Raw genomic sequence first — 10,656 nt, forward strand, 5'->3', positions numbered from 1 at the left:
AAGCCCTCTGAGGGCGACAGCAGTCGACGACAGCCGGGGCCGGCCTGCGGGCCGGACCCGGCTGCAGTGGTTCCAGGGCTATGCACCGTTGTCCTCGGGCGAGTTCACACGCAGTGCGGCGCGTCCGGACTTCAGGCGGGCAGCCGGGAGGCGGAATGGAGAGCAGGAGACGTAGTCGAGTCCCGTCCGCTCGAAGAAGTCGACCCTCGGTCAGGTAGCCGTCGACGTCCCTTGCCTTGCTCTGCACCATTCCGTGAGGTTATGTCGGATTCAAAGCCCTATCGACATTTCAAACACTTCTTAGCACTGGTGACCGCCACCGGCCGGGCCGGACGTCAGGAGACCGCCTGGCGGGGCTGCCGCCGGGCGGTCTCCTGATCGGGACAGGGCGAAGACCCCGTTCAACAACACACCCCGGGTCAGGCAGGAACAACGACGACCGGGCATGGCGCGTGCTGAACACAGTGCTGACTGACCGAGCCGAGCAGGATCCCGGCGAAGGCCCCGTGCCCCCGGCTGCCCACGGTCAGCAGCTGCGCACCGACCGCGGCCTCCAGAAGCACCTCTGCCGGATGTCCCTCCACCACTCGGGCGAGTACCTCGACGGGCCGGTCGAACTGACCTGACACGTCGGCGACGGCCGCGTCGAGGTTCTTGCGAACGCTCGCGGCGATCTCACCGGTGTCGACGATCCCGGGTGTCCAGCCGTAGCTGGCGACGTAGGTGTCGGGGTTCTGCCAGGTAGCGATCGCCTCAACGGTGGCGTCGGTCAGCCGTGCGTACGTCATCGCCCATTTCAGCGCAGACTTGGAGCACTCCGATCCGTCGACTCCGACGACCACACGTCGTGCAAGTTCAGGGGTCCGCTGCGGCATTGTCGATTCTCCTGAGAATGAGGGCGGCCGACCCGACGGGCCGGCCGCGGTCTGCGAGCGGGACGAGCAAGGTCAGCGGCTCGGCCCTGACCGATCGGTTCCAGGCATCTTCGCTTCCTTCGTGAGAGCCGAACCGGCGTCGCTTCTACTGTGCGACGCGGTGCGGACCCCGCTCTTGGGCCGAAGAGGGACATCCGTAGGGCCGAACGACCCTCGCCGTACGTGAGGTGACGACTGGTGGCGCGGCCTTCAGGTCAGCGGACGTGAATCCGGCGTCCGGTGATGCGGTCCGGATTGATCCGCACCCACATGGCGCGGTCACCGCCGGCCCATGGCCCGCTGTGGGTCCGTTCGATGAGGTGCCGGACGGTGTCCGGGTCGGTGACATGTTCGGCGTTGCCGACGACGAGCACGCTCCATCCCTGGCTCAACGCCTCATCGATGTGATCCACCTCGAAGGCGACCCGGGCCCCGATCGACAGTGCGGGCGCGGATCCCGGCGATGTCCTGAAGACCAGCGATCCGTCCGCCATCTGGTAGTTGACAGGGACGATGGCGGGACCGTCGTCCCCGGTCACGGCAACGCGTCCCACCCCGTGCGTGGACAGCCGTGCTCGGCATTCCTCCGGTGTCATCTCCACCAGTTCCGGATGGCGGGCCTCCTTTCCGAGGCCGGGCGGCAGATCCGTGCCGCCTCCGCGCAGCTCGGACACCGTGGTCTGCAGGGCGTCGGCGAGGCTGAGGAGGAGGACCGCGCTGGGGACGGCGGTCGGCTGTTGCTCCAGGTACTCCAGATAGGGCGTGGCCATACCTGCCAGGTCGGCCACCTGTTCGCGGGTGAGGCCCAGTTGTTCGCGACGCAGCGCCAGCCGCCGTCCTATGTCGCCGACAGGCTGCGGCCGGACGGAAGCGGCGTCTGTTCTCGTCTGCTGGTTCATGGCCAATCGCTTCCCTGGTGATGTCGGTGGGTTCCCCGGACTCGATGTCAGTTGCGGGGGCCGATGTCGTCGTCCGGGCCGCCCACCGGTACGGAGGCACCGTGGGTCACGCCGTAGGGTCCGTACAGGTCGAGCAGCCGGGTGCGGGTGGAGTGCAGTCGGCCTCCGATGACCGCCGCGCAGAGCAGGACGAACTCATGCCCCAGACCGGGATCGGCGGAACACAGGTCACGGACCGCTGCTGCCGGAAACTCCGTGGCCTGCACGGCGGTGTGCGCTTGGGCGCCGAGTTGCCACCGGAACGGCGGGAACAGCCAGGACCAGCCGAGGAGTTCGCCCGCCGAGACGGTCTGCACCACGGCTGCCTGCCGTCCGGGGACGTGCAGGTCCAGGGTCACCTCGCCGCGGTCCAGGACCCAGAAGCGTTCGGCGGTCCGGTCGGCGTCGAAGATCCGGGTGCCCGCGGGAAAGGCGACCGGTGTGGACAGCGCCATCAGTCGGTCACGGTGTGCGGTCGTGAGCCTGTCGAGAATGGAGTGTGTGGTGGACATCGCACTGTCCGTTTCCGCGGCTCCGCGGTCTTCGACGGGTGCAGACGTGGTCGCGCTTCGCCGCTCTGGTCGACCGTCGTTCCTGCCTGCCCTCTCATCCTCACCCCGGGGCGCGGACGTGGGCAGGGGCCGAACGTCCTCAGCCGGTGGCAGGGCGGCCCCGAGTACGAAACTGTTGCCAGCACGCCACAGAAAGTGACGATCCCGTCGCCCACGCACACCCGCACCGCCCCTTCAATGTCCGATGGGCTCACAGGTGGTCTCACCGCCAGGGTGAGGGCGCGGCCCGCGAGCCGGATGCGGACGGGAGGCTCGTCGGACGGCGGAACGTTGATGCTCAGGCTTCGGCGTGCATGGTCAGTCCGATGCCCCAGTGGCTTCGGTAGCGGTTGGAGGGGCCGTATTCCGACAGTTCCGGGAGCGGCGCCGGGTCGAGTGACAGCTCGTCCTCGCGGACCTCCAGGCCGGTCAGGCCGCGCTGGACGAGGTCGAGCGTGCCGGCCATGGCGCCCAGGTGAATGCCCTCGGCGGTGGTGCCGCCCTGAAGGTCGGCCACGTCTCCGGTGAGCGCCTCCTGGCAGTACTTCCAGGCGCCGGCCCGGCGGGCCCGGGCCAGTACCCATCCGTGGACCAGACAGCTGAGCGTCGAACCATGGCTCGTCCTGCGCAGGTAGTAGTCGACAGTTGTGCGCCAGGTGTCGTCGTCGAGGCCGCACCTGAGGCGCCGGAAGAGCGTGGCGAGTTCGGCCGGCGAGAAGAGGTAGCCGAGCATCAATACGTCGGCCTGTTTCGACGCCTGGTAAACGTTGACGGTGTCGCCCTCGGCCTCCAGGATCCGGTCGAGGCGCCGGATGTCCCCGTGCCGGGCGCGGTAGCCGTCCCAGTCCAGTTCGGCCAGGCCGCCATAGTCCTCGAACTGACTGATGACTCCGCGGTGGAAGGGCACCCGCAGCCGGTGCGAGACGTCCTCCCAGAGTTCGAGTTCTCCCGCGTTTAGCCCGATGCGCTCGAAGAGCGCCTGGCGGCGTGGGGCGGGCAGGCTTCCGGCGAGTTCCAGAGCACGGGCCAGGACCCATGCGGCTGTCACATTGGTGTACGCGTTGTCATCGAGGCCCGGCTCTGCGGCACCGGGGTACGCGTCGTGGTACTCGTCCGGGCCGACCACACCGCGGATCCGGTATCGGTCGTGGTCCTTGTCCCAGACCGCGCTGTCCGCCCAGAAGCGGGCGATCTGCAGCAGCATCTCCGCGCCCGCTGTGTGCAGGAACTCCGTGTCCCCGCTGGCCTGGCAGTACTGCACGACGTTGTAGGCGACCGCGGAACCGACATGATGCTGGAGCCGTGAGTGGTCGGGCAGCCACCGCCCGGAGTGGGGGTTCAGATGCAGCGTCTGCGTCTCCTCGCGGCCGTCGCTCCCGCTCTGCCACGGATACATGGCACCGGTCCGCCCGGCCGCGCCGGCCGCCCGGCACGCCTGGCCCAGGCGCCGGTAACGGTAGGACAGCAGAGCCCGGGAGACCTCTGGGAGGTGCAGGTTCAGGAAGGGCAGGACGAACAGTTCGTCCCAGAAGACATGGCCGCGATAGGCCTCACCGTGCAGCCCGCGGGCCGGCACGCCCACATCGAGATCGGCGGTGTGCGGTGAGAGGGTCTGCAGGACGTGGAACAGATGCAGTCGCAGAACGCGTCCTGCCTCGCCCGGCACCTCCAGCTCCGCCCGCTGCCACAGACGCTCCCACGCGGCTTCATGGGACGCGAGCAACGCGGCGAAGTCACCGGCTCGCCGCGTCCGGCCTATGGCCGCGTGCAGCGGATCGCTGATCGCCGGGTCGTGCGAGGTGTGCAGCGCGACGGTCTTCTCGACGATGACAGGGCGGTCCGGCCCGATCGGCAGCGTCAGCGCATGGATGGCGGTGCGATCCTCCACGATGAGCCGCTCCGAGGTGGCAATGCTCCCGGTCACCTGGGTACGGACGGCCATCGCGACGAGGATGTCGGAGGTGGTGGTGCGGCACTCCAGCCACACCGTGTCCGGCTCGGTGGCTTCGGTGTGCCAGCGGCCGAGGTGCCGGCCGTTCAGATCGCGGTAGCGGTCGACGCCCGAGTTTCTGATGTCGCCGTCGAGAGCGGATTCCACCTCCAGCTCACCCTCCCAGCCCTCGGCGGTGAATTCGGTCCGCAGGGCGGCCAGATGCGGATCGCCCATGTGCACCAGCCGGCACTGCACCACGGTGATCCGGCGCCCCTGCACGTCACGCAGCCGCATGCGTCGCGTCAGCGTGCCACAGCGTAGATCCAGGATCTCCGAATACTCCGGAAGTGAGCCGTCGTCCGGGGAGAACCAGGGACCGGGTGCGGTGTGGCCGTCGGGATCCGTGTCGCGGACTCGGAAGCGCAGTGGCAGCCAGTTCGGCAGGTTGACGATGTCCTCGTTCTCGACCGTGCGTCCGGATACGGTCGAGGTCAGCCGGTTGTAGTAGCCCGCCGCGTAGGTCCCCGGATAGTGCGCGGTGCCCGCCTCCTCCTCGGGGGCGGCGCCGCGGGTGGCGAAGTAACCGTTGCCGAGGGTGCACAGCGATTCGCGAGGTGGCGCTGGTCGGTCCTGCCGTGCGGTCGACACCGACGACCAGGCCGAAGCCGCCCCGGCGGCCCGCTTCCACGCCCGCCAGAGCGTCCTCGATCACGGGCCCGCGCCCGCCAGGAGTTCGGGAGCGTGGCGGGAGGTGGATACGGCGGCGCAGGGCACACCAGCGGCGCCCAGCGCGTGCAGCACCCGTACGGTGCCCGGCCAAGCCGCGATGCCACCGGACCGCAGCTGCTGGGTGAACAGTTGCTCCTTGCGGGCGGCGACCGCCTGCACAGTGCCCGTTCCGGGTGGGTCGTCGGCATCGCCCGGGGGAAGCCGCAGGTCGCGCGAGGCGAGGAAGGCGGCCGCGCCGTCCAGCCGATTCCTGCCGTCGACCTAGCGCCGGTAATCCTCCACCGGATCGAACGGGCGGTCGTCTCCCGCTGCCCGCAGGCAGGCGTCGAAAGCGGTCCGCCGGGCGGCGGCGTGGACCCGGGCCGAGTCGGTGAGGACCCCGTCGGTGTCGAACACCACGGCCCGCACCGACCGGAGGACCGACAGCATCAGCGATGCCGCCGACGCGTCGGCGTTCTCTTCCGCCGGGGAGGGGCTCGGCCGTCGCGCCGCGTCGCGGCCCGCCGTCGTCACAGCCGGGCCGCGACGTAGGTGGTGAGGTCCAGCAGGCGGTTGCTGTAACCCCACTCGTTGTCGTACCAGCCGAAGACTTTCACCAGATCACCCTGCGCCTGGGTGAGCCCCGCGTCAACGATGCACGACGCCGGGTCGCCGATGATGTCGCGCGAGACGATCGGCGCGTCGGTCACTCGCAGGACGCCTTGCAACGGCCCCTCGGCGGCCTCGGCGAACGCCGCGTTGACCTCCTCGGAAGTGACGTCCTGCCGGAGCAGCACTGTCAGGTCGGTCAGGGACCCGTCCTCCACGGGAACCCGTACTGCGATGCCCTCCAGGACGCCGGCCAGTTCGGGGAGCACGATGCCCACTGCGCGGGCGGCGCCGGTGCTGGTCGGGATGATGCTCACGGCGGCGGCCCGGGCGCGCCGCAGGTCCTTGTGAGGACCGTCGAGCAGCGCCTGGTCGTTGGTGTAGCCGTGAACGGTGGTCATCATGCCCTTGATGATCCCGAAGCGTTCGTGCAGAACGTGGACCATCGGTACGACGCAGTTGGTCGTGCAGGACGCGTTCGACACGATGTGGTGCCGGCCGTGGTCGTAGTCGGTCTCGTTGACGCCCATGACCACGGTGAGGTCCACGTCCTTGGCCGGCGAGGAGATCAACACCTTGCGAGCCCCGGCCTTCAGATGCAGCGATGCCTCGTCGCGGGTCCGGAAGCGGCCCGAGGACTCGATGACGATGTCCACCCCGTAGGTACCCCAGGACAGTTCCGACGGATCACGGACCGCGGTCACCACGATGCGCCTGCCGTCGATCGTGATCGACTCCTCGTCGTGGCTGATCGCCCGTCCGAGGCGTCCGAAGGTCGAGTCGAACTCCAGCAGGTGGGCCAGCGTCGCGGCCGGGGCGATGTCGTTGATGGCCACCACCTCGACCGGGGCGGTGCCGCCGTCGGCCCGGTCCAGGACACAGCGCAGGTAGTTGCGCCCGATGCGGCCGAACCCGTTGATGCCCACACGTATGGCCATGATGATGTCTCCTCGTTCGGTCGGTGATGGTCCGTCGTTTACCGCTGGGTCGTGCGACGTGGCAGGACGCAACGGGGCTGGGCGGGTGCCGGGTGGGGGTCAGAGCAGCCAGCGGTGGTCGCGGACGACGGGCAGTCGCGACCAGATCCGGCCGAGGCCCCAGACGCTGCCGGCGGAGGTGACGGCGAGCGCGATCATGACGGCCGCGTACAGCAGGTGGTAGTCGACGAGCGGGTTGTTGGACATGCTCAGCGTGCCGTCGGAGGCGTGCCGGGCCGGCGGCCATTCCGCCATCCACATCAGCGCCATCATGGCGGTACCCGCGACGGCGGCGAACCACAGCGCGATGCCGGCCGTCAGGGCCACCCCGACGCCCAGGAGACCGAGCATGAACAGCCAGTTCGCCCAGCCGGCACCCGCCCAGGAATGGAAGGTGGACTGCATGGGGCCGGCGGAGACGCCGCTGAGGAAGCCCTTCGTCGGCGAGCCGCCGTCGACCCAGCCCTTGCCGGACGCGGTCGCGTAACCCCAGCCGTACGCCTTGTCGAGGAAGGCCCACAGGAAGATGAACCCGGTCAGGATGCGGACACCGGCGAGGACCCGTGTGCTGGTCGACATCGCGGCCAGAGCCTGCGCCGTGCCGGACTCTGCCGAGGTTCCGACCCTGTGTCGTGCCGGCAGGTGGAACCCGGTGCGCTGTTGCGGGTGCTCGTGGACTGCCATGGTGGCTATCCCTTCCGGGATCTGGAGGAGGGACGCGGCAACCGCGTCCGGTCCCAATGTGCCGTCGTCGGGAGCGGGAGCTCAGGGGCCCGCAGTCCCGGCGACCGGGCCGAACGTCCCTACTCCGAGGGCCCGTTCAGCCGAACGGGTACGTCAAGTCCGACCTGCTCGGTGCTGGCGTTGAGGCGCGGTTCGTCGTCACACCGGACGCCGGCCCCACTCAGGAGCGGTCAACGCCCACGCCCGTTCCCATTCCCCCATGCGCCGCCGATCGGCACCCCGGCGGACCAGCCCGCGCACCATGACGATCGCGAGTGCCGAGCAGACGGCGCCCAGCGCACCACCGACCCACGTCAGCGATATGAGCTCCTCGCCCGCTACGGGCGCCGGAACCTGCCGCCCGGTCCGGTCCAGCCACACCGTGGCTCTCGAGCCGCGCAGACTCCCGGAATCCGCCTTCACCGTGCCGGTCCCCACGGTTCCGGCGACACCTGTCCAGCGCACCTTGACGTCATAGCGAACACTGCCGGCACCCACTCGCGGAACCGCCTCCGGCGCGTTCTCCAGCAGGACCGCTGCCACGGGGTGCCGCGACGCCCGCTGCTCCCTCGACGCCTGGACACCGGCGGTGTGGGCGGCGCGGCCGGCGGTGAAGGCGGCCGCGGGCAGAAGGAGCAACAGCGCAAGCGCCGTTACCAGGTTCACCCAACTTTCGATCACGTCCGAGCGGCGGCACAGCGGATTGCTCCGCCGCTGCCGCCACCACAGTTGCTTCTTCACGGTGTCGCGACCTCCTTGACCAGTTCGCGTGCGACACCGCGTGCCCACAGCCGGATCTGCTCCGGGTCGCGGAAGTCACCGCCCCGGCCGGACTTGACGATCATGCGGGCGATCCGGCCCTTGGCGCCGTCCTGCAGGCAGCCGCCGAACGTGACGTGTCCGCGGGCCTTGAGACGGTCGACGAGGCGCTGGACACCTGGCACCGGAGGGATCAGGCCTTCACGGGCTGTGGCGTCGAGAGGCCCGCTGCTGAACAGCCAGATGGGCCGCTCGGCCAGATCCGCCTCGTGGTGCCAGGCGAAGCGGACCGCCTCACGGCGCCACCGGCCCGCGTACAGGGCGCCGCCGAGGACAACAGCGTCGTAGGGGCCGACGCTCTCCACTTCACCGACAGCCCGGGCCTCCGCCGCCAGACCCTGCTCGCGCAGCGCCTCGGCGATCATCGTGGCGATGCCCGCGGTGGAGCCGTTCTTCGATGCATACGCGATGAGTACGCGTTCGGTCATCACAGGTCTCCTGACAGCTTTCACAGCCGGCGAATGTGGTGCGGCGTGGCAGCGCGTTCCGACACCGAGGTCGCCGGGTGGCCGGCGGACCGGCTCCGTTCCAGCGTGAAGGCCGTGCCCCTGCCGGGGGAGGGGCCGCAGGGCCCCGCCAAGGGCCCGACCGGCCCCATGAACCCTGGCGGGCGGGCCGGGTGACCAGCAGGCCCGCCCAACATGACTTATGCTTGAAGAGTTCTTCAATTTGGCATTTAACCGACTGCGTAATGGATGGGTTTCGAGTGGCGAGGTGTGACGAGGCCATTCGTCGACGTGAGGTGTGAAAAGGTCGACTCGCGTGGCGTGAGGGCGGCAGCCGGGGGACGGGAACGCCGCGCAGCGTTCGTGGCGGAGCTCGACGCAAGCGAACGCTGCAGAAGGTGGGAGACGAGACGTTGCTGAACGTGCAGATTCCGCTGTATCAGGCGAAAGCGGAGTTCTTTCGAATGCTGGGGCATCCGGTACGCATCCGTGTGCTGGAGCTCCTCCAGGCTGGGCCCATGCCGGTTCGGGATCTCCTGGCCGCAATTGAGGTTGAGCCGTCGAACCTTTCGCAGCAGTTGGCTGTTCTGCGACGTTCGGGGATCGTGGTCGCCAGCCGTTCGGGGGCAACCGTGAACTATGAGTTGGCGGGCGCGGATGTGGCGGATCTGCTGCAAGCCGCACGGCGGACCCTGGGGCAGTTGTTGGCGGGCCAGGAGGGTCTGCTGGCAGAACTTCACGCGGACCAGGAAGCGGATGCGGCAGTCAACGGGGATCAGGTCATCCGTTGAAGCGTCGTAGGGGAGCGCCGGCAGGCCAGAGCAGGTCGTCGGTCGGCTGGTCTGCGAAGCCATCCGCAATTGCGCAGCGCGGTCGGCAGCCGTAGAGATCGCGCTCGCTGTCCATTTCGGTCAGGTGCCGCCAATCCTGTGCGGGGCCGGGAAGTCGGTGTGTTTGCTGTGCGTGCTGCAGAGGCGGTATGCCCTGCGGATCCACCCAGGCCCGCAGAAGCGAATGCCAACGCGCCCCACAGGGTTGACCTCGGACGCTCGTTCCCGCAGACGAATGGAGACCGGATATGACAGGCGAGACGACAGCTGGGCCCCACGCCAGCAATGCGGGAAACGGAAGCGAAAAATACAAGGAGAAAGCAGTCGTTCTGCGAGTGATGGTCTACGTCGTCGCGGGGCATCTTTTTGCCGGATTCCTCTGGCTGCTCTTCTACCTGGGGGCCCACTCGCACTGATGAGTCAGTCAGTCAGGACTGGGGCGTTGCCGTGACGGTTCGGTGCAGCGGTTCGGCCATGCTCCGTGTCATGGTCCGGTGACCAGGGTTACGTCCGGGTGCCGGGTGCCGGGTGCCGGGTGCCGGGTGCCGGGAGGTGGATACGGCCCGGGTCGTGGCGATGCGGCCTCCGTGACTCGCCTGGTGTCGCGGATCCCGCGCCGCGGACTCACCCAGATCCTTGCCCGTCAATCGATCGGGCCGCCTTGCAAGTGGTGCAGCGGCCACCCCGCATTGCTGGAGCGGGGGTTCTCCTGCGGGGCGGCCGCCGTTCGTGGGTGTCAGGTTGAACCAGGTGCGGGAAGTCGGCCCTCTGGGGTGATCCGTTGGTCACCTGAATCTACGAGACTCATTAATTGCCAATGTTGGCAACTATAAGGCCTGTGGAGAGCAGGAGAGCGCACGCTGTGCCTGCGGTGGGACCGCAATGCAGGGGCAGGCACCGCTAGGCGGCATGTTGCGGGCCGTAGGGCTCAATTCCCCGCCCGGGCCGCAGGTTTGCCATGGCATGGCAGGCGAGCGTTTCTTCGGCGGGGCCGCTTCCAGCTGCTGCGCCGGTGGCCGTCACGCCGCAGTCCTTGGGTTCGGACCGAGGGTGAGGACGCCGAGCGCAACGCCGTCGTCGTCCACGACGGGCCACACGGCAAGTGACCTCTCGCGCATGGTGGCCTCAGCCTCGCTGAGGGGCATGTCGGGGCGGGCGAAGGGACTGCAGTCGTGGGGGATGTCGCGCACGCGGGTGGCCTCGGTATA

At 69.0% G+C, this 10,656-nt stretch carries 10 protein-coding genes and 2 pseudogenes; 2 read left to right on the top strand and 10 right to left on the bottom strand.

Annotated elements, in window-relative coordinates:
* Positions 1-419: 419 nt before the first annotated feature.
* The 9 genes and pseudogenes from C6N31_RS41600 to C6N31_RS41640 all read right to left on the bottom strand — a co-directional run bounded on the left by C6N31_RS41600 (position 420) and on the right by C6N31_RS41640 (position 8,600).
* On the bottom strand, positions 420-788 hold the full coding sequence (locus C6N31_RS41600; RefSeq protein WP_232486309.1) for a universal stress protein: 369 nt from the start codon (positions 786-788) through the stop codon (positions 420-422).
* Between the two features lie 341 nt (positions 789-1,129).
* Entirely contained in the window at positions 1,130-1,813 is a 684-nt protein-coding gene (locus C6N31_RS41605) for a helix-turn-helix domain-containing protein (protein WP_198359562.1), read from the bottom strand.
* A 47-nt stretch (positions 1,814-1,860) separates the two neighbouring features.
* Positions 1,861-2,364 (bottom strand): Crp/Fnr family transcriptional regulator, encoded by a 504-nt coding sequence (locus C6N31_RS41610; protein ID WP_198359563.1) that lies wholly within the window; start codon positions 2,362-2,364, stop codon positions 1,861-1,863.
* Between the two features lie 266 nt (positions 2,365-2,630).
* A pseudogene (locus C6N31_RS41615) lies at positions 2,631-4,984 on the bottom strand (glycoside hydrolase family 65 protein); the annotation flags it as partial.
* A pseudogene (locus tag C6N31_RS41620) lies at positions 4,953-5,494 on the bottom strand (HAD family hydrolase); the annotation flags it as partial. The pseudogenes C6N31_RS41615 and C6N31_RS41620, both read right to left, overlap by 32 nt.
* 80 nt (positions 5,495-5,574) lie before the next feature.
* Positions 5,575-6,591, bottom strand: coding sequence for a type I glyceraldehyde-3-phosphate dehydrogenase (gene gap / locus C6N31_RS41625; protein ID WP_198359564.1), 1,017 nt, complete (start codon positions 6,589-6,591; stop codon positions 5,575-5,577).
* A gap of 99 nt (positions 6,592-6,690) precedes the next feature.
* Positions 6,691-7,314, bottom strand: coding sequence for a hypothetical protein (locus tag C6N31_RS41630; protein WP_198359565.1), 624 nt, complete (start codon positions 7,312-7,314; stop codon positions 6,691-6,693).
* Between the two features lie 198 nt (positions 7,315-7,512).
* Complete coding sequence (locus tag C6N31_RS41635; protein WP_198359566.1) at positions 7,513-8,094, bottom strand: Rv1733c family protein; 582 nt, start codon at positions 8,092-8,094, stop codon at positions 7,513-7,515.
* Positions 8,091-8,600: a flavodoxin domain-containing protein gene (locus C6N31_RS41640; RefSeq protein WP_198359567.1), complete on the bottom strand. Its 510-nt coding sequence runs from the start codon at positions 8,598-8,600 to the stop codon at positions 8,091-8,093. The genes C6N31_RS41635 and C6N31_RS41640 overlap by 4 nt, the downstream gene beginning before the upstream one ends.
* Positions 8,601-9,040: 440 nt before the next feature.
* Here C6N31_RS41640 and C6N31_RS41645 point away from each other — a divergent pair, with 440 nt between their 5' ends.
* Positions 9,041-9,409 carry an ArsR/SmtB family transcription factor gene (locus tag C6N31_RS41645; RefSeq protein WP_198359569.1) on the top strand — a complete coding sequence of 123 codons (369 nt, stop codon included), beginning with the start codon at positions 9,041-9,043 and terminating at the stop codon, positions 9,407-9,409.
* A gap of 287 nt (positions 9,410-9,696) precedes the next feature.
* Positions 9,697-9,864: a DUF6126 family protein gene (locus C6N31_RS45420; protein WP_269277088.1), complete on the top strand. Its 168-nt coding sequence runs from the start codon at positions 9,697-9,699 to the stop codon at positions 9,862-9,864.
* A 603-nt stretch (positions 9,865-10,467) separates the two neighbouring features.
* On the opposite strand, the gene C6N31_RS41650 is transcribed toward C6N31_RS45420, so the two are convergent.
* A partial coding sequence (locus C6N31_RS41650; RefSeq protein WP_198359568.1) for a CBS domain-containing protein occupies positions 10,468-10,656 on the bottom strand: 189 nt, incomplete at its 5' end.

The sequence above is a fragment of the Streptomyces fildesensis genome, assembly GCF_016107395.1.
Lineage (GTDB): Bacteria > Actinomycetota > Actinomycetes > Streptomycetales > Streptomycetaceae > Actinacidiphila > Actinacidiphila fildesensis.

What these genes read in the sequence shown, in the direction of transcription:
- C6N31_RS41600 (WP_232486309.1), bottom strand. Translation starts at nt 788, where the DNA reads ATGACGTACGCACGGCTGACCGACGCCACCGTTGAGGCGATCGCTACC.
- C6N31_RS41610 (WP_198359563.1), bottom strand. Translation starts at nt 2,364, where the DNA reads ATGTCCACCACACACTCCATTCTCGACAGGCTCACGACCGCACACCGT.
- gap (WP_198359564.1), bottom strand. Translation starts at nt 6,591, where the DNA reads ATGGCCATACGTGTGGGCATCAACGGGTTCGGCCGCATCGGGCGCAAC.
- C6N31_RS41605 (WP_198359562.1), bottom strand. Translation starts at nt 1,813, where the DNA reads ATGAACCAGCAGACGAGAACAGACGCCGCTTCCGTCCGGCCGCAGCCT.
- C6N31_RS41640 (WP_198359567.1), bottom strand. Translation starts at nt 8,600, where the DNA reads ATGACCGAACGCGTACTCATCGCGTATGCATCGAAGAACGGCTCCACC.
- C6N31_RS41630 (WP_198359565.1), bottom strand. Translation starts at nt 7,314, where the DNA reads ATGGCAGTCCACGAGCACCCGCAACAGCGCACCGGGTTCCACCTGCCG.
- C6N31_RS45420 (WP_269277088.1), top strand. Translation starts at nt 9,697, where the DNA reads ATGACAGGCGAGACGACAGCTGGGCCCCACGCCAGCAATGCGGGAAAC.